A 25740-nucleotide genomic window follows, 5' to 3' on the forward strand; every position below is an offset into this window, starting at 1 on the left:
CTGATTTTTCTTTAACCACGGGCCTGCCCGTGGTTTTTTCATTTCACAGGTACAGGTTGTTATGCAAGAAACCAACAAGCTCAAACGCGGACTGAGCACGCGCCACATCCGTTTTATGGCGCTGGGATCGGCGATTGGCACCGGGCTGTTTTACGGTTCCGCCGACGCGATAAAAATGGCCGGCCCGAGCGTGCTGCTCGCCTATATCATCGGTGGGGCCGTGGCTTACATCATCATGCGTGCGCTGGGTGAGATGTCCGTTAATAATCCTCAGGCCAGTTCCTTTTCACGCTATGCGCAGGACTATCTTGGGCCGATGGCGGGTTACATTACCGGCTGGACCTACTGTTTTGAGATCCTGATTGTCGCGATTGCAGATGTCACCGCGTTCGGCATCTATATGGGCGTCTGGTTCCCCGAGGTGCCGCACTGGATTTGGGTGCTGAGCGTGGTGCTGATCATCGGTGCCGTCAATCTGATGAGCGTGAAAGTGTTCGGTGAAGTGGAGTTCTGGTTCTCCTTCTTCAAAGTCGCCACCATCATCGTGATGATTCTGGCCGGTTTCGGCATGATCATCTGGGGGATTGGCAACGGCGGCCAGCCGACCGGCATCCATAATTTATGGACCAATGGCGGCTTCTTCGCGCACGGCGTGGTCGGCATGCTGCTGTCGCTGCAGATGGTGATGTTCGCCTACGGCGGCATTGAGATCATCGGGATTACGGCGGGTGAAGCGAAAGATCCGGAGAAGTCGATTCCGCGTGCGATTAACTCAGTGCCGTGGCGCATTCTGGTGTTCTATGTCGGTACGCTGTTTGTGATTATGTCCATCTACCCATGGAATCAGGTAGGCACGTCGGGCAGCCCGTTTGTGCTGACATTCCAGCATCTTGGCATCGCCGCCGCCGCCTCTATCCTCAATTTTGTGGTGCTGACCGCGTCACTCTCGGCGATTAACAGCGATGTGTTTGGTGTGGGTCGCATGCTGCACGGAATGGCGCAGCAAGGCCATGCGCCTAAAGTCTTTATGAAGGTCTCTTCACGCGGGATTCCGTGGGTGACGGTTGTCGTGATGATGTTTGCCATGCTGATTGCGGTCTATCTCAACTACCTGATGCCCGAAAAAGTCTTCCTGGTGATCGCGTCGCTGGCGACCTTTGCAACAGTATGGGTCTGGATCATGATTCTGCTGTCGCAGATCGCGTTCCGTCGCAAAATTGGCAAAGAGGCGGCCAGTAAGCTGAAGTTTGCACTGCCAGGTGGCAGTTGGACGGCGGGTGTCGGCGTTGCCTTCCTCTGCTTTATCATCGGGCTGATTGGATATTTCCCCGATACCCGTATTTCACTCTATGTGGGTATGGTGTGGATAGTGGTGTTGCTGCTGGGTTATAAGCTGGTGCGTAAAACCCGCTAATCCTCTGTTCTGCTCTCCCGATTTATGGGGGAGCAGAACACGCTATTTCCCTCTCAGATTTTCCCCGCATCTGATTATTTATGTGATCCCCGCCACAACACGAACTCCTTTTATTCGGCACTTATTGTGTATCAGCGAAATAAGGTCATGCATCACATTATTTCAGCAAATAGTTCCGGGAATGATTATTTCAAAGAGCAGTGAATATCACGGAGGATGCAAACCGGGGACAGGGACACAAGAGAGCCTGAGCAGGAGAGGGTGCAGCTAATCGGGCACGAAGGGTAATAAAGGCAGAAATAAAAAACGGCGAAACCAGTCGCCGAAATACTCAAGGATTACAGGAAAATAGTTAATAAAGGGATGATTGACGTAACTATCGTAAAACAAAACGGATAGCGCTGATAGTCAGTCGTTTTAAATAAGAATAGGTCGGAGTGGCGTTAATTAACCGTGGTTAACATTAATAAGGCCGCATTGAGACTGCGGCCTTAATTTCATTAGCCACAGACTCAAGGCAATATAACCGAAACCGGCAACACAGCGCTGTTATCCAGGTTTTTCCGCAGCTGAGTCAGCGTGGATTGATAAGGGCAGAGCACGCCGACATGGGTAACTCTGCAGTCTGACTGATGCCATTCCTGATGTAATAACGGATGTTTATCATCAATTGGTTGCAGCTGTCGGATACCATCCAGACTCTGCGCCTGAAAATAGAGTCGCAAAAAACGTTTGCCACTGTGAATGTCGCGCCAGCGCTCCAGCACCAGACTGCTGCCCGGCGGAATGTTGCCGCGTGAATAGCCGGGTAACTGCCAGCTAAAGTCCATCAGAGTGCGCACCATTGCGATGTTGGTGTCATGCGCTACCAGAATCAGCCAGCGGGTTGGCGAGCGGTCAGACGCAATTTCCGCCAGCAGGGCGTTAAGCAGTATTGAGCCACGGTGCTGAGCCTGATAAAGGATATCGTTGCTCAGATCGTAGTTGGCGGTCAGCAATGGAAGCAGCGAGGTGATCTGCGCGGCCGAGGTGATGTGTCCCCAGGCGAGCTGATCAAACGGCAGGTTTTCGCTGTAACCCAGTCGCAGCGTCTCCACCATGCTCGCCATCACACTCAGCCCGTAAACGTAAGTATTGCCGTTGCGCGTCTGCCGAAACGCCCAGGGCGCATCAAACAACGGGCAATCTGTTGCGGGCGGGCAGACGGCAGCTTTCAGTTGCTGAATCGCCGGCTGCAGCTGCTGTTGCAGCCGGGCCAGATCGCCTGCTTTCTGCTGTTTCGCGGCGAGCTCCTGAGCGGGATCGGTCCGGGTGATGGTCAGCTTTTCGCTCTGAAACAGGGGATCGGCATCGCCTGCTACGTGATGCACGGGCACGCCGCAGCCGGGAAATGCGCCGTCCGTCAGCGCCGCGGCGGTGGCGCGGGTGCGCTGAAGCGGACTGGCGCGAACGTAGACCTCAGCCGCGTCAGGACAGCCCGTGCTCAGCAGCCCGAGCTGACGATAGCGATCGCTTTCCCAGCGTCCTTTATTCACCACAGCGCTGTAGCCATGGCCGGTCAGCTCACCATCGGCAGTGGTCCACTGCGGCCAGGGTTGCTGGCTGGCGGCTTCGATCTCTTTGCGATTGCCGGGCGTGGGCGGACGAACACCGTGACGGCTCAGTTCGACTACTTTCTCCAGCTGGTAATCCGCCGCCTGTGACGCCGGGCTTAGCAGCCAGAGAGAACTGAGGATCAGCGCGCAGCGGTACAGGGCAGGCATCGTCATTTATTCCTCCAGCGCCAGATTGCCGGTCAGCGCTTTTATTTTCGGGTAAAGGGCTGCATTGGACAGCAACACCGGGTTGCCGTTTTTCATTCCGTCATTACGCAGGTAATCATTGGTGACACCGCCTGCTTCACGCATCAGGACGATGCCCGGCAGACTGTCCCAGGGATGCATATGCGCTTCATAGTAGCCAATCAGCCGCCCGGCGGCCGCCCAGGCGCTGGTAAGCGCACCAGAACCGATACGAATAAACATGCCACCCTGTTCTGTTAAGCCGCTAATCAGCCGCGAGGTACTTTCACCCGGTGTGCGGCTGGAGTTGCTGATGCCGAGTAACCCCTCGTTGAGATGCTGCGCGTCATGGGCCTGCAGACGGCTCTCATTAACCCACGCGCCCTGGCCCGCTCGTGCATGAAACAGCTCCTGATGGTTAGGATCGCAGACCACGCCGATCACCGGTTCGCCCTCACAGACGACGGCCAGCGAGACGCACCAGTTAGGCAGGCCATTGACGAAGCAGGCGGTGCCATCGATCGGATCAACGACCCAGATAAAAGGCGCGCCCTGGACCTCGCCGCCGCTCTCTTCGCCATAGACGGCATCATCAGGAAAACGCTCGGCAATTAACGACTTAATTAATGCCTCAACGTTACGATCAGCCTCGCTGACCACATCCTGCAAATCCCTTTTGTGTTCCACTACCAATGTCTGACGCTGTTGATACCATGACAAAGCCCGGCTGCCCGCAGCACGGGCAATGTCGCAGGCGTAACGATAACGCGCGTCTATTTCAGAATGCGAAGCGGATGACATCTTTTCCTCTTATGATTTTTTTGCCATAACGAACGGAAGGTGCGCCTGAGCAGGCGGTCTGGCTGTAATGTTTTCTTAGCTATTGTTAAGAAAGGCTTCATTAAGCCGCAGATAAGCAGCAATGGCAAGATGGCGGGAAGTCAGGAAAGCGGCTTTTTATTCAGACGAAAGCTGGCATCCGCCAGCCCGGCAGCAGAGGATCGGGTTTTACAGGGTTCTGCTGGTCGCCAGCGCCATTAAACGCGGATAAAAAATAAAAAACAGCGCTTCCAGCTGATCATAATGTTCGGTGAAATCATGGTGGGAGTCACGCAGTGCCGCCAGGCGTGGACGTCGGCTGGCCATGCCGTGCAGCACCCGCTCAAGCCGTGCAGGTTGGGCATAATGCTCAAACCAGCGCTCACGCCACATCACAGCATTGAGTTCCTGAAATTCAGTGGGGGTATCTGGCAGTTGCGGCAGGATTTCGCGCTCGGCGGCGGCAGAAAACTGCACCAGCGTCTGATTGGGTGTGAAACGCTGCCAGTGACGCGCCAAAAAATGGTCCCAGATGACATCCAGTGTGATGGGTGCCACGCGATACGTTTCCGCACGGAACAGCTGACGGGCGCTGCGCACTTCCGGCAGCCCATCGGTCATCACATCCAGACGACGATGCATCAGAATGCCGTCTGCAACAGGTGCAGACCAGTGCTGGTGCGGGTTGCCACGCACAAAGTCGGCCATTAAATTGCCGAGTAAGGAGCTGTTGGCCAGCTTAGCCAGATGGAGATGCGCAAGAAAGTTCATGCCGCATTATAGGCTGAACTGCCTTAGCGCAGCCAGTTGTTCAGAATTGGTCGTTTTTCCGCTAAACTGTGCCGCCTGTTTTTGCCTGAGAAAGAACATTTCAATGCGTGTCGCTGATTTTGCTTTTGAACTGCCCGAATCCCTGATTGCTCACTATCCCCAGGCACAGCGCAGTGGCTGTCGCCTGCTGTCGCTCGATGGCCCCAGCGGGGCCTTGTCGCACGGTGTTTTCACCGACGTGCTGGATAAGCTGAATCCAGGCGATCTGCTGGTGTTCAACAACACCCGCGTGATTCCGGCGCGCGTCTTTGGCCGTAAAGCCAGCGGTGGCAAAATCGAAATGCTGGTAGAGCGGATGCTCGACGATAAGCGTGTACTGGCACATGTGCGCGCCTCGAAAGCACCAAAGCCGGGCGCAGAACTGCTTCTGGGTGAAGATGAGAGCGTGAAAGCGACGATGGTGGCACGCCACGATGCGCTATTTGAGATTGTCTTTGATGATGAGCGCGCGGTGCTCGATATTCTCAACAGCGTCGGCCATATGCCGCTGCCGCCCTATATTGACCGTCCGGATGAAGAGGCGGATCGCGAGCTTTATCAGACGGTTTACAGCGCCCGTCCGGGTGCTGTCGCGGCCCCGACCGCCGGTCTGCATTTCGATGAACCGCTGCTGCAGGCGCTGAAAGAGAAGGGCGTTGAAATGGCGTTTGTGACGCTGCATGTTGGGGCGGGGACTTTCCAGCCGGTGCGTGTCGAGACCATCGAAGAGCATCACATGCACGCAGAATATGCCGAAGTGCCGCAGGAGGTTGTTGATGCGGTGCTGGCCTGTAAAGCGCGCGGCAATAAGGTGGTCGCCGTCGGCACCACCTCCGTCCGTTCGCTGGAGAGCGCCGCCAAAGCGAGTCAGGATGCTCTGATTGCGCCGTTCTTCGACGATACCCAGATTTTCATCTATCCGGGCTATGAGTATCAGGTGATCGATGCGCTGATCACCAACTTCCATTTGCCCGAATCGACGCTGATTATGCTGGTCTCGGCATTCGCCGGTTATCAGCACACCATGGCGGCGTATCACGCAGCCGTGGCTGAGCAATATCGTTTCTTCAGTTATGGTGACGCGATGTTTATCAGCAAAAATCCGCAGGCGCCGCTGGAAAAAGTGGGCGACTGATTTATTAACCGATAGCCGGAACCGCCTTAATAGCGTGAAGGTTGTATACATTGGACTGTTTCTCCAATGGGGGCTTTGTGAAATTTGAACTTGATACTACAGACGGGCGCGCACGCCGTGGCCGTCTGATTTTTGATCGCGGTGTGGTGGAAACCCCTGCGTTTATGCCTGTCGGCACCTATGGCACCGTGAAAGGCATGACGCCGGAAGAAGTGCAGGAGACTGGCGCACAGATCATTCTGGGCAATACCTTCCACCTCTGGCTGCGTCCGGGCCAGGAGATCATGAAACTGCATGGCGATCTGCATGATTTTATGCAGTGGAAAGGGCCGATTCTGACCGACTCCGGCGGCTTCCAGGTCTTCAGCCTGGGTGACATCCGCAAAATCACCGAAGCGGGCGTTCACTTCCGTAACCCGATCAATGGCGACCCGATCTTCCTCGATCCGGAAAAATCGATGGAGATTCAGTATGACCTCGGTTCCGACATCGTCATGATCTTCGATGAATGTACGCCCTATCCGGCGAACTGGGACTATGCCAAACGCTCCATGGAGATGTCGCTGCGCTGGGCGCGACGCAGCCGTGATCGTTTCGACAGCCTGGGGAATAAAAATGCGTTGTTTGGCATTATCCAGGGCTCGGTTTACGAAGATTTACGAGATGTCTCGGTGAAAGGTCTGGTAGAGATTGGCTTTGATGGGTACGCTGTGGGCGGCCTGGCGGTGGGTGAGCCCAAGCAGGACATGCACCGTATTCTTGAGCACGTCTGTCCGCAGCTTCCGCAGGATAAACCACGTTATCTGATGGGTGTCGGCAAGCCAGAAGATCTGGTTGAAGGCGTCCGTCGCGGCGTCGATATGTTTGACTGCGTGATGCCTACCCGTAATGCCCGAAATGGTCACCTGTTTGTGACTGAGGGTGTGGTGAAAATCCGCAACGCCCGATACAAAGATGACACTGCGCCGCTGGATGCGGAGTGTGATTGTTACACCTGTCGCAATTATAGCCGCGCCTACTTGTATCATCTCGACCGTTGTAACGAAATACTGGGCGCGCGTCTGAACACTATCCACAATTTGCGCTATTACCAGCGTCTGATGGCAGGTTTACGCCAGGCCATTGAAGAGGGTAAATTAGAACACTTTGTAACTGAGTTTTACCAACGGACGGGCAAAGAAGTTCCGCCATTAACGTCTGATAATTCATCAATGAGGGAAATTTAATGAGCTTATTCATTTCTGACGCCGTGGCTGCAGCTGGCGCACCGTCTCAGGGAAGTCCGTATTCTCTGGTGATCATGCTGGTGGTGTTTGGTCTGATTTTCTACTTCATGATCCTGCGTCCGCAGCAGAAACGTGCGAAAGAGCACAAGAAGCTGATGGATTCCATCTCTAAGGGTGATGAAGTGCTGACCAGCGGTGGCCTGGTAGGCCGCGTAACGAAAGTCTCTGACACGGGATACGTCGCTATCGCGCTGAATGACACCAATGAAGTCGTCGTTAAACGTGATTTCGTCGCCGCCGTGCTGCCTAAAGGCACTATCAAGGCGCTGTAATTCTTTCTTCCCTAAGGGAACTGCCGTGTTAAATCGTTATCCTTTGTGGAAGTATGTGATGCTGGTCGTCGTGATTCTCGTCGGCCTGCTCTATGCGCTTCCCAACCTGTATGGTGAGGATCCGGCCGTTCAAATCACTGGTGCGCGCGGAAGCGCCGCCAGTGAGCAGACGTTGGATCAAATTCAGTCCGCATTAAAACAAGACAATATCCAGAGCAAATCTGTTGCGCTGGAAAATGGTGCGATTACCGCGCGCTTCAACAATACGGATGTGCAGTTACGCGCCCGTGAAGCCATCATGAAAGCGCTGGGTGAGAACTACGTTGTCGCGCTGAACCTTGCGCCAGCTACGCCGCGCTGGCTGAGCATGCTGTCAGCAGAGCCGATGAAACTCGGTCTCGACCTGCGTGGTGGTGTGCACTTCCTGATGGAAGTGGACATGGACACCGCGCTCAGCAAGCTGCAGGAGCAGAATGCTGACACGCTGCGTAGCGATCTGCGCACCAAAAATATCCCTTATACCACCGTCAACAAAATCGCGAACTACGGCGTGGAAATTCGTTTCCGTGACGCTGCCAGTCGTGATGCGGCGATCTCCTGGCTCTCCTCGCGTCATCAGGATCTGGTGATCAACAGCAGCGGCAGCGATGCGCTGCGTGCCACCATGAGCGATGCCCGTCTCAGCGAAGCGCGTGAATATGCGGTTCAGCAGAACATTACGATTCTGCGTAACCGTGTAAACCAGCTTGGCGTGGCGGAACCGCTGGTTCAGCGTCAGGGCTCCGATCGCATCGTAGTTGAGCTGCCGGGTATTCAGGATACGGCGCGTGCCAAAGAGATTCTGGGCGCAACCGCGACGCTGGAATTCCGTCTGGTGAACACCAGCGTAGATCCTACTGCGGCGGCCAGTGGCCGTGTTCCGGGTGACTCAGAAGTTAAAGACATGCGTGATGGCCAGCCGGTCGTGCTCTACAAGCGGGTGATCCTGACCGGTGACCACATCACCGACTCGACGTCCAGCATGGATGAGTACAACCAGCCACAGGTGAACATTTCACTTGATAGCGCAGGCGGTAACATCATGTCCAACTTCACCAAGGACAACATCGGCAAGCCGATGGCGACCCTGTTTGTGGAGTATAAGGACAGCGGTAAAAAAGATGCTAACGGCCGTTCAATTCTGGTGAAACAGGAAGAGGTGATTAACGTCGCTAATATCCAGTCTCGCCTGGGGAACAGCTTCCGCATCACCGGTATCAACAACCCGAACGAAGCGCGTCAGCTGTCGCTGCTGCTGCGTGCCGGTGCGTTGATTGCGCCCATCCAGATTGTGGAAGAGCGTACGATCGGGCCGACCATGGGTCAGCAAAACATTACTCAGGGTCTGGAAGCCTGCCTGTGGGGTCTGCTCGCCTCGATCCTCTTTATGGTGGTGTTCTACAAGAAGTTTGGTCTGATTGCGACGAGTGCGCTGCTGGTTAACCTGGTGCTGATTGTCGGCATCATGTCCCTGCTGCCTGGCGCGACCCTGACCATGCCGGGTATTGCCGGTATCGTGTTAACACTGGCGGTAGCAGTCGATGCTAACGTACTGATTAACGAACGTATTAAAGAAGAGCTGCGTAACGGGCGCTCGGTTCAGCAGGCAATTCATGAGGGCTACAAAGGCGCCTTCTCCAGTATTGTCGATGCGAACGTGACCACCCTGATCAAAGTTATCATTCTTTACGCGGTCGGCACCGGTTCGATCAAAGGCTTTGCTATTACCACCGCAATTGGTATCGCGACCTCAATGTTCACCGCGATTATCGGTACCCGTGCCATTGTTAACCTGGTTTACGGTGGCAAACGCATCAACAAGCTGTCTATCTGAGGAGTGCGTTGTGGCACAGGAATATAACATTGAGCAGTTAAACCACGGGCGTAAAGTCGTCGACTTTATGCGCTGGGATAAGCTGGCCTTCATCATTTCAGGACTGCTGATTCTTGCCGCGATTGCGATCGTGGGTGTGCGTGGTTTTAACTGGGGCCTCGATTTCACCGGTGGTACGGTGATTGAGATCGCGCTGGAAAAACCGGCCGACCTTGAAGTCCTGCGTGGTGATCTGGTGAAAGCGGGCTTTGACGAGCCGCTGGTGCAGAACTTTGGCAGCAGCCGTGACGTCATGGTGCGTATGGCACCGGTGACCGGCCCGGCGGGTACTGAGTTAGGCAATAAAGTGGTGTCGGTGATTAACCAGACTACCCAGCAAAACGCGACCGTTAAGCGCATTGAGTTCGTTGGCCCGAGTGTGGGTAGCGACCTGGCGCAGGCGGGTGCGATGGCGCTGCTGTCTGCACTGATTGCGATTCTGATCTATATCGGTTTCCGCTTTGAGTGGCGTCTGGCGCTGGGTACCGTGCTGGCGCTGGCGCATGACGTGATCATCACCTGCGGCCTGCTGGCGCTGTTCCGCATTGAAATCGACCTGACAATTGTTGCCTCGCTGATGTCGGTGATTGGCTACTCGCTTAACGATAAAATTGTGGTCTCTGACCGTATTCGTGAAAACTTCCGTAAGATCCGTCGCGGCAGCTCTTACGATATTACGAACGTGTCACTGACACAGACGTTAAGCCGTACCCTGATTACCTCGCTGACGACGCTGGCGATGATCCTCATCCTGTTCGTGTTTGGTGGTGCGTTGCTGAAAGGCTTCTCACTGACCATGCTGATTGGTGTGACGATTGGTACGATTTCATCCATTTATGTCTCTTCGGCGCTGGCGCTGAAGCTGGGCATGAAGCGTGAACATATGATGGTGCAGAAAGTCGAGAAAGAGGGCGCCGATCAGCCTTCTATCCTGCCTTAATCACGCGTCAGAAATAAAAACGGGCAGCCAACAGGCTGCCCGTTTTTTTTGCACCGCGGCTATGGGTTAGCGGGTGCGGCAGGGGAAGTCTGAGTCGGCGCATCCCCGGTTACGTTATGCACGCGGACATAACCCAATTGCTCCGGTGTCAGGCCACTGAGCCGCAGCGGGATGCTGGTCGAATGCTGGGGCAGCAACGAGGCCGGCACCGTGACGGCCTGGCTCAGACTGTCGCTGTTTAGCGGTTTACCGGTCGCCGGGTCGAGCTCACCCCAGATCACCGTCGCATGCAGGGCGGGCAGAGGCCGGTCGTCCATTGAACGCACAGTCAGGGTTGCCCGCGAGCCGCTGGCTTCAGCGGTCACAGGCGACAGCGTCAGTCGCAGTGTGCCGAGCTGGGTTTGCAGAGCCACTGGCGTTTTCGCCTGCGGCACCAGCCATGCGCCTTGTTGCAACTGACTGTTAAGCTGTCCCTGGATTTCCAGTGCACTGGCCTGCGTGGTCAGGTGCTGCATCTGCTGATTTAGCTGACTCACTTCCTGATGCAGCTCTCTGACCTGCGGATTGCCTGCCGTGGTGCTGCAGCCACTCAGCGTTACCAGAGAGAGCGCCACCGGAATCCAAACCATCCTGCTCATAAGTTATCCTTGTCCGTTATTTTGGAATACGTAAAACCTGGCCAGGATAGATCTTATCAGGATGCGAGAGCATTGGCTTATTCGCTTCGAAAATCTTGTTATATTCGTTAGCGTTGCCGTAAACCTGTTTGGAAATCGCGCTCAGCGTATCGCCTTTTTTCACGGTGTACAGCTCTGACTCGACCGCGGTATCTGTCACGGTCACCTTGTCTTCAACTTTCGTGATGCCTGCAACGTTACCTGCAGCAATCAGAATCTTTTCTTTCAGCTCCTGGGACAGGCCATCACCGGTCACGGTCACGGTGTCGCCATTGACCTTGACGTCGACCTTGTCGCTGTCAGGCAAGCCGAGCTTGTTAATGTGATCCTGCAGCTTTTTATTCTGGTCATCTCCGCCGTTTACCGCGTCCCAGAGTTTTTCACCGGCTTCTTTCACAAAGTTAAACAGACCCATACAACCTCCAGAGTGTTAGTGGAAAATTTTACTTGCAGCTCTTAAAGCGTAGTCCCTTTTGCCGCAGACGAAATTTAGCCGCGTTTATCCTGCGATGAGAAGCCCGGTAAAGGCACGGAAGAGATTTTGTTGATTCGCAGTTCGCGCTACACTGTCAGACCCATCACTCTCGCGTCAGGAAACGTCATGCATTGCCCATTCTGCTCCGCTGTGGACACCAAAGTGATTGATTCTCGTCTGGTTAGTGAAGGCTCTTCGGTGCGTCGCCGCCGCCAGTGCCTGGTGTGTCATGAACGCTTCACCACCTTTGAGGTGGCGGAACTGGTGATGCCACGCGTGGTGAAGAGCAATGATGTGCGCGAGCCTTTTAATGAAGACAAAATGGCCAGCGGGATGATGAAAGCGCTTGAGAAACGTCCGGTGAGTGCCGATGCGGTTGAAAGCGCTGTGAACCATATTAAAACGCAGTTGCGCGCGACTGGCGAACGTGAGATCCCCAGTAAACTGATTGGCAATCTGGTGATGGATGAGCTGAAGAAGCTCGACAAAGTGGCCTATATTCGCTTCGCCTCAGTTTACCGCAGCTTTGAAGATATTCGTGATTTTGGCGAAGAGATCGCCCGGTTACAGGATTAAACCATGGATGAACTTTACATGGCGCGCGCGCTGGAACTGGCGCGACGCGGTCGTTTTACGACCATGCCGAACCCCAATGTCGGCTGCGTGATTGTGCGCGATGGCGAAGTAGCAGGCGAGGGCTGGCATCAGCGTGCCGGTGAACCGCATGCCGAAGTTCACGCCCTGCGCATGGCGGGCGAAAAAGCCCGTGGTGCAACCGCCTATGTCACGCTGGAGCCCTGCAGCCATCATGGTCGCACACCGCCCTGTTGTGATGCGCTGATTGCTGCTGGCGTTAGCCGTGTTGTGGCCGCGATGCAGGACCCCAATCCGCAGGTCGCAGGACGCGGGCTGCACCGTCTGCATCAGTCAGGCATTGCGGTCAGCCACGGCCTGATGATGCCGGAAGCGGAAGCGCTGAATCGCGGCTTCCTCAAGCGGATGCGCACCGGCTTTCCCTGGATTCAGCTCAAGCTGGGCGCGTCACTGGATGGCCGCACGGCAATGGCCAGCGGTGAAAGCCAGTGGATAACGTCGGCTGCGGCCCGCCGGGATGTCCAGCGTCTGCGTGCGCAAAGCGCCGCAATCCTCAGCAGCAGCGCTACGGTGCTGGCGGACGATCCCTCGCTGACGGTGCGCTGGTCTGAACTTGATCCGGAGAGCCAGTCACTGCTTGATGAACAGCAACTGCGTCAGCCGGTGCGGGTGATTGTTGACAGTCAGAATCGCGTCACGCCGCAACATCGGCTCATTTCTCAGCCGGGCGAAACCTGGCTGATGCGTCATCAGCCGGATCAACAGCACTGGCCCGCTGAGGTGACGCAGATTGCCGTGCCGCTGCGCGAACAGCAGCTGGATCTGGTGGCGATGATGATGCTGCTGGGACAGAAACAGATTAACAGCGTCTGGGTTGAAGCGGGTGCCTCACTGGCCGGGGCGCTGTTGCAGGCCGGGCTGGTCGATGAACTGATTGTTTATCTGGCACCTAAGCTGTTGGGTCATGAAGGACGTGGCCTGTGTCAGCTGCCGGGGCTCAGCTCGCTCGCTGACGCGCCTGCCTTCCGTTTCAGCGACGTCCGGCAGGTCGGTGACGATTTACGCCTGACCCTGACACCCCAATAACACGGTCGGAAAAGCGAGAGCACGCCGCCCAAGAGTATGATAGAATCCGCCCCCCTGCGCGGGGCTAACCAAACCCCTGAAAGGATAAGTATGAAAGTTATCGAAGCTGCTGTTGCAACGCCTGAGGCCAATGTTGCCATCGTTATTGCGCGTTTTAACAACTTCATTAATGACAGCCTGCTGGATGGCGCAGTTGATGCCCTGAAACGTATCGGCCAGGTCAAAGATGACAATATCACCGTAGTCTGGGTGCCAGGTGCCTACGAACTGCCTCTGGCAGCCCGTGCGCTGGCTAACTCCGGCAAATATGATGCGATTATCGCACTCGGCACCGTCATTCGTGGAGGCACTGCCCACTTCGAATATGTGGCGGGTGAAGCCAGCTCCGGTATCGCCAGCGTTGCCATGAACAGCGAGATTCCTGTCGCGTTTGGCGTGCTGACCACTGAAAGCATCGAGCAGGCCATTGAGCGTGCCGGCACCAAAGCGGGTAACAAAGGTGCTGAAGCGGCTCTGACTGCGCTCGAAATGATCAACGTATTGAAAGCCATTAAAGCCTGATTTTTGTAAGGGGAATTTTGTGAAACCTGCTGCTCGTCGTCGCGCCCGTGAGTGCGCTGTTCAGGCGCTTTACTCCTGGCAGTTGTCGAATAACGACATTGCCGATGTGGAATACCAGTTTCTGGCGGAACAGGACGTCAAAGACGTCGACATTACCTACTTCCGCGAACTGCTGTCCGGTGTGGCGACCAACAGTGCGTATCTGGATGGACTGATGAAGCCCTATCTGTCGCGTCAGCTCGAAGAGCTGGGCCAGGTAGAAAAAGCTATCCTGCGCATCTCGCTGTATGAGCTGAGCAAACGTAACGATGTGCCTTATAAAGTGGCCATCAACGAAGGGATTGAGCTGGCGAAAGTCTTCGGTGCCGAAGACAGTCATAAATTTGTTAACGGCGTGCTGGATAAAGCCGGTCCACAAATTCGACCCACTCGCAAATAAACAAAAAGGCCGGCTTGCCGGCCTTTTTTCATTAAGGGTTAAGCGGAACGCAATTATGTCTTGTGGTGAATTTGAACTCATCGCACGCTACTTCAACCGCAGAACACGCAGCCGCCGTGATGTCGAACTCGGCATCGGTGACGATTGTGCGTTACTTAGCGTGCCGGAAAAACAGACGCTGGCGATCAGCACCGATACCCTGGTCGCGGGTGTGCACTTCTTACGGGATATTCATCCTGCCGATCTGGGTTACAAAGCCCTGGCTGTGAATCTCAGCGACCTTGCTGCTATGGGCGCCGATCCCGCCTGGCTGACGCTGGCCTTAACGTTGCCGCAGGTCGATGAAAGCTGGCTCTCGGCCTTTAGTGAAAGCCTGTTTGAACTGCTGGAATATTACGATATGCAGCTGGTGGGTGGTGACACTACGCGTGGCCCGCTGAGTCTGACGCTGGCGATTCACGGTCTTTTGCCGCAGGGCCGCGCCCTGAAACGATCCGGCGCGAAGCCGGGCGACTGGATCTTCGTGACCGGTACGCTGGGTGACAGCGCGGCGGGTCTGGCGTTGCTGCAGCATCACTGTCGCATCAACGATCCGGCAGTGCATGAAGCGCTGATTAAACGTCATCTGCGTCCGATGCCGCGCATTCTGCAGGGTCAGGCACTGCGTTCGCTGGCTTCTTCTGCGGTGGATATTTCCGACGGTCTGATTTCCGATCTCGGCCATGTGCTGAAAGCCAGCGGCTGCGGCGCGCGGCTTAACCTGGATGCGTTGCCGCTATCGGCGGCCCTGCGCGACCACTTCGAGCCTGAGCAGGTACTGCGCTGGGCGCTGAGTGGCGGCGAAGACTATGAACTCTGCTTCACTGTGCCAGAGGTTAATCGCGGCGCGCTGGATGTGGCGCTGGGGCATCTGGGCGTGCCTTATACCTGCATCGGACAAATAGCACCGGAGTCGGAAGGCTTGACGCTGCTGGATAATGGCAAGCCCGCCACCTTCCGTCACAAAGGGTTTGATCACTTTGATGCTAAATAACGACGTGGCCAAACGTCGCCTGCGGATGAGCAATCCCTGGCATTTGCTGGCGACCGGTTTCGGCAGCGGATTAAGCCCGGTTGTGCCGGGCACCATGGGATCGCTGGCGGCCATCCCATTCTGGTGGCTGATGACTTTCCTGCCGCAGGATCTCTATTCGCTGGTGGTGCTGGTGGGTATCTGCGTCGGCGTTTATCTCTGCCATCGCACCGCCAAAGATATGGGCGTACACGATCACGGCAGTATTGTCTGGGATGAGTTTATCGGCATGTGGATTACGCTGATGGCGATTCCGGTCAACAGCTGGCAATGGGTGCTGGGGGGCTTTGTGCTGTTCCGTATTCTTGATATGTGGAAGCCATGGCCGATTCGCTGGTTTGACCGCAATGTGCATGGCGGCATGGGCATTATGGTTGATGACATTATTGCTGGCGTGATTTCCGCTGCCATGCTCTATGGAATCGGGGTCTGGCTGGCGGCTTAACCGCCATGCTAAACGCCTGATAAGAGGTGACGCCCGGGAAGGGCGTCACGTCAGGTTTACTCGAATCCTACCGCCTGATGTGGCTGATAGACCTCTTCCAGCAGGGTAATTTCCTCGTCACTCAGCGTGACATCCACCGCCTTAACCAGATCGTCAAACTGCTCAGCACGGGACGCGCCAATAATCGGTGCCGTGACGGCAGGTTTGCTCAGCAGCCAGGCCAGGGCCACCTGCGCCCGCGTTACGCCTTTACCTTCCGCCACCATCGCCAGTCGTTCTGCAATCGCGGCATCGTTCTCTTCGGTGTTGTCATAAAGCTTTGCCATTACCTGGTCAGAGGCAGAGCGCGCGGTGTTTTCACCCCACGGGCGGGTCAGCTTGCCGCGCGCCAGCGGACTCCAGGGCAGCACGGCGATCTGCTCCTTCAGGCAGAGAGGATGCATTTCCCGTTCCTCTTCGCGCTGAATCAGGTTGTACTGATCCTGCATGCTGACAAAGCGGTGCCAGCCCTGTTCAGACTGCATCTGCAACGCCTGAGCAAACTGGCTGGCGTGCATTGACGAGGCACCGATGTAGCGGGCTTTGCCAGACTGCACGACGTCATGCAGCGCTTCCAGCGTCTCCTCCAGCGGGGTGTTGTAGTCCCAGCGGTGAATCTGCAGCAGATCGACATACTCCATGCCGAGGCGCTGCAGGCTGTCATCAATGGATTGCAGGATATTCTTGCGCGACAGGCCCTGTGAAAGATTAGTCAGGGGGAAATAGACTTTGGTGGCGACAACAACCTCTTCACGGCGGGCAAAATCTTTTAGTGCCCGGCCCAGAATCTCTTCGCTGCTGCCATCAGAGTAGCTGTTAGCCGTATCGAAGAAGTTGATACCTGCATCCAGTGCCTGCTGAATCAGTGGACGGCTGCTCGCTTCTGGCAGCGTCCAGGCGTGGTTGCCGCGCGTTGGCTCGCCATAGGTCATACAACCGAGACAGAGACGAGACACCTGCAGATCGGTGCTACCGAGTTGAATCGTATTCATGGTGAAGGCTCCTGCGAAAGTGCAAAGGTTACAGCATAGCAGGATGTTGCGCTCCCTGAGGGGGAGCGCAGCGAAGGGAGGTTACTGCGCCAGCCAGCGGGCGATCTGTTGCTGAATGCCTTCCGCGTCAAGCAGATAGTCATGACGCACTTCATCCTGCGTACCCTGCGGGATAAATTCATCCGGCAGACCGATGTTCAGCACGGGAACAGCCAGACGTTTCGCCATGATAAATTCATTCACGCCACTGCCTGCACCGCCTTTGATTGCGCCTTCTTCCAGCGTAATCAGTGAGTCGTGCGTGGCAGCGAGCTCAGCAATCAGCGCTTCATCCAGCGGCTTTACAAAGCGCATATCGACCAGAGTCGCATTCAGTGCTTCCGCTGTGGCGGCGGCTTCTGGCAACAGAGTGCCGAAGTTCAGAATTGCCAGCTTTTCACCCTGGCGTTTCACGACCGCTTTACCCAGCGGCAGGCTCTGCAGGGGTGCCAGCGGTGTACCGACACCGGTGCCGCGCGGATAGCGCACTGCACTTGGGCCAGCCTGATAGTGATAGCCGGTGTAGAGCATCTGCCGACACTCATTCTCATCGCTTGGGGTCATGATCACCATATCCGGCACACAGCGCAGATAGGCGAGATCAAACGCGCCCTGGTGAGTCTGACCGTCCGCACCCACAATACCACCGCGATCAATGGCAAACAGGACCGGCAGTTTCTGGATGGCGACGTCGTGAATCAGCTGATCATAGGCACGCTGCAGGAACGTCGAGTAGATGGCAACAATCGGTTTGTAGCCGCCAATCGCCATACCCGCTGCGAAGGTCACCGCATGCTGCTCGGCGATTGCCACATCAAAATACTGTTTAGGGAACTCACGGGAGAAGGCCACCATGCCGGAGCCTTCACGCATCGCCGGGGTAATCGCCATCAGCTTCGGATCGTCGGCAGCCATTTCGCACAGCCAGTTACCAAAGATTTTGGAGTAGCTCGGCAGACCTTCCGCACTTTTTGGCAGTTCGCCAATTGCCGGGTCAAATTTAGGCACGGCGTGCCAGGCAATCGGATCTTCCTCTGCCGGCGCGTAGCCTTTGCCTTTCTTCGTCATGATATGCAGGAACTGCGGCCCTTTCAGGCTGCGCATGTTGCTCAGCGTATTCACCAGCGTCAGCACATCGTGGCCGTCAACCGGGCCGATGTAGTTAAAGCCCAGCTCTTCAAACAGCGTACCCGGCACGACCATGCCTTTGAGGTGTTCTTCGGTGCGTCTTACCAGCTCTTTAATCGGCGGCAGGCTGGTCAGCACACGCTTGCTGCCTTCGCGCAGTCGCGCGTAGGTTTTACCTGACAGGATCTGCGCCAGGCGGTTATTCAGCGCACCGACGTTTTCAGAGATCGACATCTCGTTGTCGTTAAGGATGACCAGCATGTCTGGCTTGATATCACCGGCATGGTTCATCGCTTCAAACGCCATGCCCGCCGTGATGGCGCCATCGCCGATAATACAGGCGGTGCGACGGCCCTGGCCTTCACGTTCAGCCGCCGCGGCCATGCCGAGACCGGCACTGATCGAGGTCGATGAGTGTCCAACGCTTAAGACGTCATATTCACTTTCACCGCGCCACGGAAACGGGTGCACGCCATTTTTCTGACGAATGGTGCCGATGCGATCGCGGCGCCCGGTCAGAATTTTATGCGGATAAGCCTGATGACCCACATCCCACACCAGATGGTCAAAGGGGGTGTTATAGACATAATGCAGCGCGACCGTCAGTTCGACTACGCCCAGACCCGACGCAAAATGGCCGCTGGAGCGGCTTACACTGTCTAACAGATACTGACGCAGTTCATCACACAGCGCAGGCAACTTCTCTTTGGGCAGGGCGCGCAGCTCCTGAACCGTGTTTGCCAGCGCCAGTGTCGGGTATTTAGCAATATCAAAACTCATCAGAGACTCATTATGGAAGTTATTTGTCGCGTTCAATTATGAAGCTCGCCAGCGCCTGCAGTGCTGTAGTGTTATAAGAGTGCGCAGCGAGCAATTCTAAAGCATCAAGAGCTTCCTGATACAAATCCCGCGCTTTTGCACGGGCATTTTCAAGGCCTAACAATGAAGGATAGGTGCTTTTTCCCAGATCCTGATCGGCACCCTGGCGTTTTCCGATCACGGCCGTATCGCCTACGACATCGAGAATGTCGTCCTGCACCTGAAACGCGAGACCAATAGCCTCAGCATAGCGGTCGAGCAGCGGCAGCGCTTCACGGCCCGCATCGCCTGCCGTTAACGCGCCTAACCGGACCGCTGAGCGGATCAGCGCACCGGTTTTGTGGCGGTGGATCTGTTCAAGCTGGTCCAGATCGACAGATTTGCCTTCCGCCGCTAAATCCAGCGCCTGTCCGCCACACATCCCGGCTACGCCGCTGGCCTTAGCCAGTTCGGAGAGCATCATCAGACGGTATTCGGCACTGACACCCGGCATCGCTTCATCTGCCAGGATAGAGAAGGCCAGCGTCTGCAGGGCGTCGCCCGCCAGAATCGCCGTATCTTCGCCATATTTAATGTGACAGGTTGGCTGCCCGCGACGCAGTGCGTCATCGTCCATCGCAGGGAGATCGTCATGTATCAGAGAGTACGCATGGATGCATTCAACCGCGGCGGCGGGCGCATCCAGACTCGCCGGGTCGGCGTGGAGCATTTCACCGGTAGCGTAGACCAGAAAAGGACGCAGGCGTTTACCGCCTAATAATGCCCCATAATGCATGGCATTCACCAGAGGAGAACTCTGAAAAGGAAGTGGCTCTATAAAACGCGTCAGGGCAGCGTTCACCTGCTGCTGATAAACGTCGAGTAATCGGGCGAAATCCATTAGTCGTTTTCCGGCGTGAAAGCGGTGAGGTCGGCCTCTTTATCATCGTTCAGCAGAATACGAACCCGCTGTTCAGCCTGCTGCAGCGTCTGCTGGCCATTTCGCGCCAGCTGCACGCCGCGCTCAAATTCGTTCAGGGCTTCTTCAAGCGGCAGTTCACCACTTTCCAGACGGCTGACAATCTGCTCCAGCTGCTGCAATGACGTTTCAAAGCTGGCTGGCTGTTCGGCTTTTTTCGGCATATTTCGTGTCGACTCACGGTTGGGACATTATCTCGCAATCGGTCATGGTAGCTGAGACCCAATGATTAGCAAAATAATCAATGCGGCGGCTGATGAAGAAGCAGTCACCTGACAAAGGTGATATACTCCCGCGCCTCGGATGCGGTTGCGCATTGCAGCCCGCAATTTTGTGATTTTACCAGCTAAGTGCCGCCTGTTTTAGCACTTATTTGCCCAACGAAGCTGTGTCGCCATGAAGTTTATCATCAAGTTATTTCCTGAAATCACCATCAAGAGTCCGTCGGTGCGTTTGCGCTTTATCAAGATTCTTGCCAGCAATATTCGCAACGTCCTGAAAACCGTCAGCGACGACATCGCCGTTGTGCGCTACTGGGATCACATTGAAGTGCGGTCAAAAAATGCAGCGCTGGCGGACATTATTCCCGATGAGCTCGCCCGCATTCCCGGTATTCATCACGTTTTAGCGGTCGAAGATCGCGAGTACACGGATATTCATCACATCTTTGAACAGACGTTAGCGCAGTATCGCGACAGTCTGGAAGGAAAGAGTTTCTGTGTGCGTGTTAAGCGTCGTGGCAAGCATAGCTTCAGTTCGCAGGATGTGGAGCGCTATGTAGGCGGCGGTCTGAACCAGCATATCGAAAGCGCCCGCGTGCAGCTTAAAAATCCGGACGTGACGGTGAATCTGGAAGTTGAAGAGAATCGTCTGACGCTGGTAACTGCGCGCTACGAAGGCCTGGGTGGCTTCCCGATTGGCACGCAGGAAGATGTGCTGTCGCTGATTTCCGGCGGTTTCGACTCCGGCGTCTCCAGCTATATGCTGCTGCGTCGCGGCAGCCGTGTGCATTACTGCTTCTTTAACCTTGGTGGAGCCGCCCATGAGATTGGCGTCCGTCAGGTTGCGCACTATCTGTGGAATCGTTTTGGTCGCTCACACCGCGTACGCTTTGTAGCGATCAATTTTGAGCCGGTCGTCGGTGAGATCCTCGAGAAAGTGGATGACGGCCAGATGGGCGTAGTGCTGAAACGCATGATGGTGCGGGCTGCCTCGACGATTGCTGAGCGCTACGGCGTACAGGCACTGGTCACCGGTGAAGCGGTAGGCCAGGTGTCGAGCCAGACGCTGACCAACCTGCGTCTGATCGATAACGCGTCGGATACGCTGATTCTGCGTCCGCTGATCTCTCATGACAAAGAGCACATTATCCGAATTGCCCGTGAAATCGGCACCGAAGATTTCGCCAGCACCATGCCGGAATATTGCGGCGTGATCTCAAAAAGCCCGACCGTGAAGGCGGTGAAAGCGAAGATTGAGGCGGAAGAGCAGAATTTCGACTTCACGATTCTCGATCGGGTTATCGAAGAAGCGACCAACGTCGATATCCGCACCATCGCTGAGCAGACAGAAGAGGAGGTGGTGGAAGTTGAGACCGTCGCCTTGCTGAGTGAGAACGATGTGGTGCTGGATATCCGATCTATCGATGAGCAGGAAGAGAAGCCTCTGACGCTAAACGCGACGGAAGTGAAATCGCTGCCGTTCTATAAACTCAGTACGCAGTTTGGCGATCTCGATCAGAATCGCACCTGGCTGCTCTACTGCGACCGTGGTGTGATGAGCCGTCTGCAGGCGCTCTATCTGCACGAACAGGGCTTTAAAAACGTTAAAGTTTACCGCCCGTAGTCACGTTTCAGAGCCAGTCAGCACCTGTTCAGGACTGACTGGCTTTCTCGTTTTAAGCCTTAGTATTTAAGCCTGATAGTCATAAATGCCGGGAGCCAGCACCAGCTGTGCGGCAACCTCGCGCGCCATCTCTTTTCCCACCAGCAGATCAATCAGCTTCAGCGCAAAATCCATTGCCGTGCCGGGTCCCTGACTGGTCAGCAGATTAACGCGCGGATCCCAGACGACACGGCGCTCCATCCACTTATCTGCCGGAATGGTCTCTTTTAAGCCGGGGAATCCGGTCATGTTACCGACCGGGAAGAGATCGTGGGGGATCAATACGGTGCCTGCCGCTGCGCATATCGCGGCGACAATTTTCTCATTGAGATGAAACTGACGCACCGTTTCGACTAACAGCGGACTGTCACGGAAAGTCTCAGCCCCTTTAAGGCCACCAGGCAGGACGATGGCGGCGAAGTCATTGTCGGCGACTTCAACCAGTGTGACGTCAGCCAGCAGACGCACACCGCGAGAGCAGACGATCTCCCGGCTGCCATCGCTTTCGACGCTGGCGGTAACAACGTTTAGCCCGGCCCGAACCAGCAGGTCGATAGTGGTGACAGCTTCGGTTTCTTCACTGCCATGTGCCAGGCAAACCAGCACCGATGCGTTCGCGGTCATAATGGGACTCCTTGCGTTTTACAATGTCATACAGACGGGTGTTCTCCGTCAGCACCAGGCCGTGCGTCCGGGCGCGGCGCAGCAGAAAGCCGCTGATATAGTCGATTTCGGTGAGCCGTTGCGCGCGAACATCCTGCAGCATTGAAGAGGTGTTGGCCGCAGTGCTTTCAATCACGTCGAAGATGATGTCCTGAAGGCTTTCACTGGCTATGCTCTGGCCTTCGCGCTCCATGACCCAACTGATCTCTTCACACAGTTGCGCGATCTGTTCCGGATAAGCACGCAGTGCACCGTTCTGACACGCATATTCCACGCTGAGCGGGTTGATGACGCAATTGACGGCCAGTTTGCGCCAGCAGGCGGCCCGGATATTGTCATGCCAGGCAACGTCGGGCAGGGCAGGGTGCAGGATATCGGCGAGATCGCTATAAGCGGCGCTTTTACGGTTGCCGGGGCCGATATGGGTGATACCACTGGCAATGTGTTTGATGACGGTGCCATCGCGCATCGCCGCATGGGTAGTGACGCCGCGCAGCAGTGGCTGAGTCAGCCCTTTCAGCTCTTCAAGCGTCCCCATGCCGTTGTGCAGCAGCAGCACCGGGCAGTTCTTCTGCAGCACGCTCTCCAGGTTTTTCACCGCAGGCGAGACCTGCGGGGCTTTGAGCGTGACGAGCAGCAGCTGGCTTTCCGCCAGAAAGAGCGGATCATTGGCAATAAACGTGCGGTTCGATATGTTGCCTTGTGGGTCAACCACATTGGCTGAACAGTAGGGCTGCGGCACCCGCAACCATCCCTGTACCTCATGTCCCTGGCGGGCCAGTGCTGTCAGCCAGACCTGTCCCAGCGCACCGCAACCTAACACGGTAATTTTCATGCTGCCTCCCGCTGGCGGGCTATCCATCTATTATTCATTGTCACACTTTCATTATAGCGTTGTGTGCAGCCTGATTTTATTTAGCACCTTAAGACGCGTATTATGCATGTCACTTTAGCGTCAGGAGAAGAAGAGATGCCATCTTTCGATATCGTTTCAGAGGTCGATCTGCAGGAAATTCGCAATGCGGTGGAGAATGCCAACCGTGAAGTGTCTACCCGCTTCGATTTCCGCAACGTGAGCGCCGAGTTTGAGCTCAACGAAAAGAATGAAACCATCAAGATCACCAGCGAGTCTGATTTTCAGGTTAAGCAGCTGGTCGATATTTTGCGTGAGAAGTTACTGAAGCGCGGGATTGAAGGCGGCGCCTTAGAGGTGCCCGAAGAGATTGAGCATAGTGGCAAAAGCTGGGCGGTCGATGCCAAACTGAAGAAAGGCATTGAAAGCGACGTCGCGAAGAAGCTGGTGAAGCTGATTAAAGACAGCAAGCTGAAAGTGCAGACCCAGATTCAGGGTGAAGCATTGCGTGTGACCGGCAAAGCACGTGATGATTTGCAGGGCGCGATGGCGATCGTGCGCGGCAGTAATCTGGGCCAGCCGTTCCAGTTTAAAAACTTCCGCGATTAAGCGGGATTGGCTGAGTTTTCAGCATGAATGCAGTGATATAAACCCGGCTAATGCCGGGTTTTTTGTTTTCTGGCAGGAGCAGCGCTGCATCGTTCCAAATTTGTGAGCCGTATGAATAAAGGCGTGGTTTGTGACGTCAGTGGCATCGTGTGCTGGCTTGCATCTCTTTGAAGAAGTGGGTGTGAGCTGTAGGGCGTCTGTGCGATCACGCACTTGCTCAGGGAGCCTGTGCCTTTCGCAAAGACGCAAAAGCGCCATCCATGGCGGCTCAGCGCGGGCCATCCATGGCCCGCGATGCTTTGCTACAGGCACAGGCTCCCATCGCTATGAATTTCTGAGTTGTCTGTAAGAATGGTTATGCGGGTTGGAGGTTGCTTAGAAACTTAAATGCGGGTGAACCATTCAGCAACTCAAAAGCTTAGGAGGCGAAGGGAATACGGCCAGAGGAGGAAAGCGTCCCGCGCCATGGATGGCGACATTTGCGACTTTCCGATCTGACCTTGCCCCCTGCGCCAGCTCGATCCTGAAGCGAAACGAGCTGACGTTATCACCAAACTTTTTTAAGCTAGCAACTCCCCAGCAGCGCTTCCAGTTCAGGGCGGCTGGTGACCTTACTATCAATTTTGATATACGCGCTTTTCTCTTCCGGCACGATAAACACGGAGTTAACGCCAGGCTGCGCTTTCAGGCGCTGCTCCAGATTTGGCACAGCCAGAGCCGCATCACTCAGCACGATGCGCAGGCTACTGACATAAGGCGGCTCCTGCATCGTCATGCTGACAAACAGCCAGGCCGCAGCCACCATCGCGCCAACCAGGAACACGGTCTGAGCATCGAAATGACCAAATACCCAGCCACCCATACTGCCACCAACGGCCACACCCAGGAACTGGCTGGTGGAGTAGATCCCCATCGCCGTACCTTTATAACCTGCAGGGGACTCTTTACTGATCAGTGAAGGCAGGATGGCTTCCATCAGATTAAAGGCGAAGAAGAAGAGCTGAACACCCACGACCAGCGTCCAGAAATGACCTTCCGCGCCCCACAGTACAATCTCAGCAATGACAATCATCCCGACGCAGCCGACAAACACGCGCTTCATACGACGCTTCACTTCGGCATAAATAATAAACGGCACCACGCCGGCAAAGGCGATAAGCATAGTGGAAAGATAAACTTTCCAATGCTCGGGGGCCGGGAATCCAGCCTGCTCAAACTGTCCGGGTAACGCCACAAAGCTCGACATCAGCAGAACATGCAGGCAGAAAATACCGATATTGAGCTTTACCAGACGCGGGTTAGCCAATACTTTGCGGAAGCTGCCTTTCACCATACCCGATTCACGGTTCAGGACATGATGGGAAGCGGACGGCACCACAAGCAGGGTAATCACGATACCCAGCGACGCCAGAATCGCAATCATCCAGAACAGCGCATGCAGACCCAGCGCGTGCGTAACAATCGGGCCGACAACCATAGCAATCGCGAAGGTCACGCCAAAACTGATGCCGATAAACGCCATTGCTTTGGTGCGGTTCTGCTCACGGGTTAAATCGGATAACAGGGCCATTACGGCAGCCGCAATCGCGCCTGAACCCTGCAGCGCACGACCCAGAATAATGCCCCAGATGGAGTCGGTGCAGGCGGCGATAACGCTGCCCAGAACAAACAACAACAGTCCGCCGACAATTAACGGCTTACGGCCGATGCGATCGGAGAGCAGACCAAAAGGAATCTGAAAGATTGCCTGAGCAAGGCCATAGATGCCAATCGCCAGACCGATTAAGGTTTCACTTGCGCCCTGTAATGCCATGCCATAAGTGGTCAGTACCGGCAGGACCATAAACATTCCCAGCATGCGCAGGGAAAAGACCGTACCGAGGCCCCATGTGGCGCGCAGCTCCACCGGAGTCATTTTATTATCGTTCATTCCAACCTCTGTTAATGTGCTGCTTTTATTCTAGGTGGCGGGGCAGGGCGGGTAAAACAATAGTTTTTAAGCAGTGGTAACAAAAAGAAAGGGCGCGATAATCGCGCC

General features: G+C 55.5%; 26 protein-coding genes. 14 read left to right on the top strand and 12 right to left on the bottom strand.

Going from position 1 to position 25740, the window contains the following annotated elements:
- Nucleotides 1-61: 61 nt before the first annotated feature.
- Nucleotides 62-1414: a proline-specific permease ProY gene (gene proY / locus NP77_RS03540; protein ID WP_003852502.1), complete on the top strand. Its 1353-nt coding sequence runs from the start codon at nt 62-64 to the stop codon at nt 1412-1414.
- A gap of 512 nt (nt 1415-1926) precedes the next feature.
- Here the strand turns inward: proY and NP77_RS03545 are convergent.
- The 3 genes from NP77_RS03545 to NP77_RS03555 form a co-directional block, all read right to left on the bottom strand.
- Nucleotides 1927-3183 (bottom strand): histidine-type phosphatase, encoded by a 1257-nt coding sequence (locus NP77_RS03545; protein ID WP_039659060.1) that lies wholly within the window; start codon nt 3181-3183, stop codon nt 1927-1929.
- The gene (locus tag NP77_RS03550; RefSeq protein ID WP_039659061.1) at nt 3184-3996 is read right to left on the bottom strand and encodes an inositol monophosphatase; all 813 of its coding nucleotides are present in this window, start codon (nt 3994-3996) and stop codon (nt 3184-3186) included. It abuts the gene before it with no gap.
- 207 nt (nt 3997-4203) lie between these two features.
- Entirely contained in the window at nt 4204-4785 is a 582-nt protein-coding gene (locus NP77_RS03555) for an ACP phosphodiesterase (protein WP_039659063.1), read from the bottom strand.
- 103 nt (nt 4786-4888) lie between these two features.
- Between NP77_RS03555 and queA the strand changes: the two genes are divergently transcribed.
- The 5 genes from queA to secF all read left to right on the top strand — a co-directional run bounded on the left by queA (nt 4889) and on the right by secF (nt 10369).
- Nucleotides 4889-5959, top strand: a complete 1071-nt coding sequence (gene queA / locus NP77_RS03560) for a tRNA preQ1(34) S-adenosylmethionine ribosyltransferase-isomerase QueA (protein WP_003852507.1) — start codon at nt 4889-4891, stop codon at nt 5957-5959.
- Nucleotides 5960-6036: 77 nt separating this feature from the next.
- Complete coding sequence (gene tgt, locus NP77_RS03565) at nt 6037-7185, top strand: tRNA guanosine(34) transglycosylase Tgt (RefSeq protein ID WP_039659066.1); 1149 nt, start codon at nt 6037-6039, stop codon at nt 7183-7185.
- Nucleotides 7185-7517 (top strand): preprotein translocase subunit YajC, encoded by a 333-nt coding sequence (gene yajC, locus NP77_RS03570; protein WP_003852509.1) that lies wholly within the window; start codon nt 7185-7187, stop codon nt 7515-7517. Before tgt ends, yajC begins: the two co-directional genes overlap by 1 nt.
- 25 nt (nt 7518-7542) lie before the next feature.
- A complete protein-coding gene (secD, locus tag NP77_RS03575; protein WP_072040347.1) occupies nt 7543-9390 on the top strand; it encodes a protein translocase subunit SecD in 1848 nt (615 codons plus the stop codon).
- A gap of 10 nt (nt 9391-9400) precedes the next feature.
- Nucleotides 9401-10369, top strand: a complete 969-nt coding sequence (secF, locus tag NP77_RS03580; protein ID WP_003852511.1) for a protein translocase subunit SecF — start codon at nt 9401-9403, stop codon at nt 10367-10369.
- A gap of 59 nt (nt 10370-10428) precedes the next feature.
- On the opposite strand, the gene NP77_RS03585 is transcribed toward secF, so the two are convergent.
- Entirely contained in the window at nt 10429-11007 is a 579-nt protein-coding gene (locus NP77_RS03585) for a DUF3251 domain-containing protein (protein ID WP_039659070.1), read from the bottom strand.
- Nucleotides 11008-11023: 16 nt separating this feature from the next.
- On the bottom strand, nt 11024-11461 hold the full coding sequence (gene lysM, locus NP77_RS03590) for a peptidoglycan-binding protein LysM (RefSeq protein ID WP_003852513.1): 438 nt from the start codon (nt 11459-11461) through the stop codon (nt 11024-11026).
- A gap of 186 nt (nt 11462-11647) precedes the next feature.
- On the opposite strand from lysM, the gene nrdR reads away from it, so the two are divergent.
- From nrdR to pgpA, 6 genes are all read left to right on the top strand, one after another.
- Nucleotides 11648-12097, top strand: a complete 450-nt coding sequence (gene nrdR / locus NP77_RS03595) for a transcriptional regulator NrdR (protein ID WP_003852514.1) — start codon at nt 11648-11650, stop codon at nt 12095-12097.
- A 3-nt stretch (nt 12098-12100) separates the two neighbouring features.
- The gene (gene ribD / locus NP77_RS03600; protein WP_003852515.1) at nt 12101-13201 is read left to right on the top strand and encodes a bifunctional diaminohydroxyphosphoribosylaminopyrimidine deaminase/5-amino-6-(5-phosphoribosylamino)uracil reductase RibD; all 1101 of its coding nucleotides are present in this window, start codon (nt 12101-12103) and stop codon (nt 13199-13201) included.
- Between the two features lie 90 nt (nt 13202-13291).
- Nucleotides 13292-13762, top strand: coding sequence for a 6,7-dimethyl-8-ribityllumazine synthase (gene ribE / locus NP77_RS03605; protein ID WP_003852516.1), 471 nt, complete (start codon nt 13292-13294; stop codon nt 13760-13762).
- Nucleotides 13763-13781: 19 nt separating this feature from the next.
- Nucleotides 13782-14201 carry a transcription antitermination factor NusB gene (nusB, locus tag NP77_RS03610; protein WP_003852517.1) on the top strand — a complete coding sequence of 140 codons (420 nt, stop codon included), beginning with the start codon at nt 13782-13784 and terminating at the stop codon, nt 14199-14201.
- A 55-nt stretch (nt 14202-14256) separates the two neighbouring features.
- A complete protein-coding gene (gene thiL / locus NP77_RS03615) occupies nt 14257-15234 on the top strand; it encodes a thiamine-phosphate kinase (RefSeq protein WP_003852519.1) in 978 nt (325 codons plus the stop codon).
- A complete protein-coding gene (gene pgpA / locus NP77_RS03620; RefSeq protein ID WP_003852520.1) occupies nt 15224-15718 on the top strand; it encodes a phosphatidylglycerophosphatase A in 495 nt (164 codons plus the stop codon). The genes thiL and pgpA overlap by 11 nt, the downstream gene beginning before the upstream one ends.
- 56 nt (nt 15719-15774) lie before the next feature.
- On the opposite strand, the gene NP77_RS03625 is transcribed toward pgpA, so the two are convergent.
- The 4 genes from NP77_RS03625 to xseB all read right to left on the bottom strand — a co-directional run bounded on the left by NP77_RS03625 (nt 15775) and on the right by xseB (nt 19857).
- On the bottom strand, nt 15775-16749 hold the full coding sequence (locus tag NP77_RS03625) for an aldo/keto reductase (protein WP_039659073.1): 975 nt from the start codon (nt 16747-16749) through the stop codon (nt 15775-15777).
- 81 nt (nt 16750-16830) lie between these two features.
- A complete protein-coding gene (gene dxs / locus NP77_RS03630; protein WP_008924885.1) occupies nt 16831-18696 on the bottom strand; it encodes a 1-deoxy-D-xylulose-5-phosphate synthase in 1866 nt (621 codons plus the stop codon).
- Nucleotides 18697-18715: 19 nt separating this feature from the next.
- A complete protein-coding gene (ispA, locus tag NP77_RS03635) occupies nt 18716-19615 on the bottom strand; it encodes a (2E,6E)-farnesyl diphosphate synthase (RefSeq protein ID WP_003852522.1) in 900 nt (299 codons plus the stop codon).
- Nucleotides 19615-19857 carry an exodeoxyribonuclease VII small subunit gene (gene xseB / locus NP77_RS03640; protein ID WP_003852524.1) on the bottom strand — a complete coding sequence of 81 codons (243 nt, stop codon included), beginning with the start codon at nt 19855-19857 and terminating at the stop codon, nt 19615-19617. Before xseB ends, ispA begins: the two co-directional genes overlap by 1 nt.
- Before the next feature lie 232 nt (nt 19858-20089).
- Here xseB and thiI point away from each other — a divergent pair, with 232 nt between their 5' ends.
- Nucleotides 20090-21538 carry a tRNA uracil 4-sulfurtransferase ThiI gene (gene thiI / locus NP77_RS03645; protein ID WP_003852525.1) on the top strand — a complete coding sequence of 483 codons (1449 nt, stop codon included), beginning with the start codon at nt 20090-20092 and terminating at the stop codon, nt 21536-21538.
- A gap of 66 nt (nt 21539-21604) precedes the next feature.
- Here thiI and yajL read toward each other — a convergent pair whose 3' ends face one another.
- The gene (gene yajL / locus NP77_RS03650; RefSeq protein ID WP_003852527.1) at nt 21605-22201 is read right to left on the bottom strand and encodes a protein deglycase YajL; all 597 of its coding nucleotides are present in this window, start codon (nt 22199-22201) and stop codon (nt 21605-21607) included.
- Nucleotides 22155-23075, bottom strand: coding sequence for a 2-dehydropantoate 2-reductase (panE, locus tag NP77_RS03655; protein ID WP_039659075.1), 921 nt, complete (start codon nt 23073-23075; stop codon nt 22155-22157). The genes yajL and panE overlap by 47 nt, the downstream gene beginning before the upstream one ends.
- A 135-nt stretch (nt 23076-23210) precedes the next feature.
- Here panE and NP77_RS03660 point away from each other — a divergent pair, with 135 nt between their 5' ends.
- Nucleotides 23211-23702, top strand: coding sequence for a YajQ family cyclic di-GMP-binding protein (locus tag NP77_RS03660; RefSeq protein WP_003852530.1), 492 nt, complete (start codon nt 23211-23213; stop codon nt 23700-23702).
- 565 nt (nt 23703-24267) lie between these two features.
- Here NP77_RS03660 and NP77_RS03665 read toward each other — a convergent pair.
- Nucleotides 24268-25632 carry an MFS transporter gene (locus tag NP77_RS03665; RefSeq protein WP_008924887.1) on the bottom strand — a complete coding sequence of 455 codons (1365 nt, stop codon included), beginning with the start codon at nt 25630-25632 and terminating at the stop codon, nt 24268-24270.
- Nucleotides 25633-25740 lie beyond the last annotated feature (108 nt).

It is taken from the genome of Pantoea sp. MBLJ3, from assembly GCF_000816655.1.
In the GTDB taxonomy this organism is placed as follows: domain Bacteria; phylum Pseudomonadota; class Gammaproteobacteria; order Enterobacterales; family Enterobacteriaceae; genus Pantoea; species Pantoea eucalypti.

What these genes read in the sequence shown, in the direction of transcription:
- proY (WP_003852502.1), top strand. Translation starts at nt 62, where the DNA reads ATGCAAGAAACCAACAAGCTCAAACGCGGACTGAGCACGCGCCACATC.
- NP77_RS03665 (WP_008924887.1), bottom strand. Translation starts at nt 25,632, where the DNA reads ATGAACGATAATAAAATGACTCCGGTGGAGCTGCGCGCCACATGGGGC.
- NP77_RS03660 (WP_003852530.1), top strand. Translation starts at nt 23,211, where the DNA reads ATGCCATCTTTCGATATCGTTTCAGAGGTCGATCTGCAGGAAATTCGC.
- NP77_RS03555 (WP_039659063.1), bottom strand. Translation starts at nt 4,785, where the DNA reads ATGAACTTTCTTGCGCATCTCCATCTGGCTAAGCTGGCCAACAGCTCC.
- NP77_RS03550 (WP_039659061.1), bottom strand. Translation starts at nt 3,996, where the DNA reads ATGTCATCCGCTTCGCATTCTGAAATAGACGCGCGTTATCGTTACGCC.
- yajC (WP_003852509.1), top strand. Translation starts at nt 7,185, where the DNA reads ATGAGCTTATTCATTTCTGACGCCGTGGCTGCAGCTGGCGCACCGTCT.
- yajL (WP_003852527.1), bottom strand. Translation starts at nt 22,201, where the DNA reads ATGACCGCGAACGCATCGGTGCTGGTTTGCCTGGCACATGGCAGTGAA.
- ribE (WP_003852516.1), top strand. Translation starts at nt 13,292, where the DNA reads ATGAAAGTTATCGAAGCTGCTGTTGCAACGCCTGAGGCCAATGTTGCC.
- dxs (WP_008924885.1), bottom strand. Translation starts at nt 18,696, where the DNA reads ATGAGTTTTGATATTGCTAAATACCCGACACTGGCGCTGGCAAACACG.
- NP77_RS03585 (WP_039659070.1), bottom strand. Translation starts at nt 11,007, where the DNA reads ATGAGCAGGATGGTTTGGATTCCGGTGGCGCTCTCTCTGGTAACGCTG.
- nrdR (WP_003852514.1), top strand. Translation starts at nt 11,648, where the DNA reads ATGCATTGCCCATTCTGCTCCGCTGTGGACACCAAAGTGATTGATTCT.
- thiI (WP_003852525.1), top strand. Translation starts at nt 20,090, where the DNA reads ATGAAGTTTATCATCAAGTTATTTCCTGAAATCACCATCAAGAGTCCG.
- NP77_RS03625 (WP_039659073.1), bottom strand. Translation starts at nt 16,749, where the DNA reads ATGAATACGATTCAACTCGGTAGCACCGATCTGCAGGTGTCTCGTCTC.
- lysM (WP_003852513.1), bottom strand. Translation starts at nt 11,461, where the DNA reads ATGGGTCTGTTTAACTTTGTGAAAGAAGCCGGTGAAAAACTCTGGGAC.
- panE (WP_039659075.1), bottom strand. Translation starts at nt 23,075, where the DNA reads ATGAAAATTACCGTGTTAGGTTGCGGTGCGCTGGGACAGGTCTGGCTG.
- thiL (WP_003852519.1), top strand. Translation starts at nt 14,257, where the DNA reads ATGTCTTGTGGTGAATTTGAACTCATCGCACGCTACTTCAACCGCAGA.
- ispA (WP_003852522.1), bottom strand. Translation starts at nt 19,615, where the DNA reads ATGGATTTCGCCCGATTACTCGACGTTTATCAGCAGCAGGTGAACGCT.
- xseB (WP_003852524.1), bottom strand. Translation starts at nt 19,857, where the DNA reads ATGCCGAAAAAAGCCGAACAGCCAGCCAGCTTTGAAACGTCATTGCAG.
- pgpA (WP_003852520.1), top strand. Translation starts at nt 15,224, where the DNA reads ATGCTAAATAACGACGTGGCCAAACGTCGCCTGCGGATGAGCAATCCC.
- ribD (WP_003852515.1), top strand. Translation starts at nt 12,101, where the DNA reads ATGGATGAACTTTACATGGCGCGCGCGCTGGAACTGGCGCGACGCGGT.
- queA (WP_003852507.1), top strand. Translation starts at nt 4,889, where the DNA reads ATGCGTGTCGCTGATTTTGCTTTTGAACTGCCCGAATCCCTGATTGCT.
- NP77_RS03545 (WP_039659060.1), bottom strand. Translation starts at nt 3,183, where the DNA reads ATGACGATGCCTGCCCTGTACCGCTGCGCGCTGATCCTCAGTTCTCTC.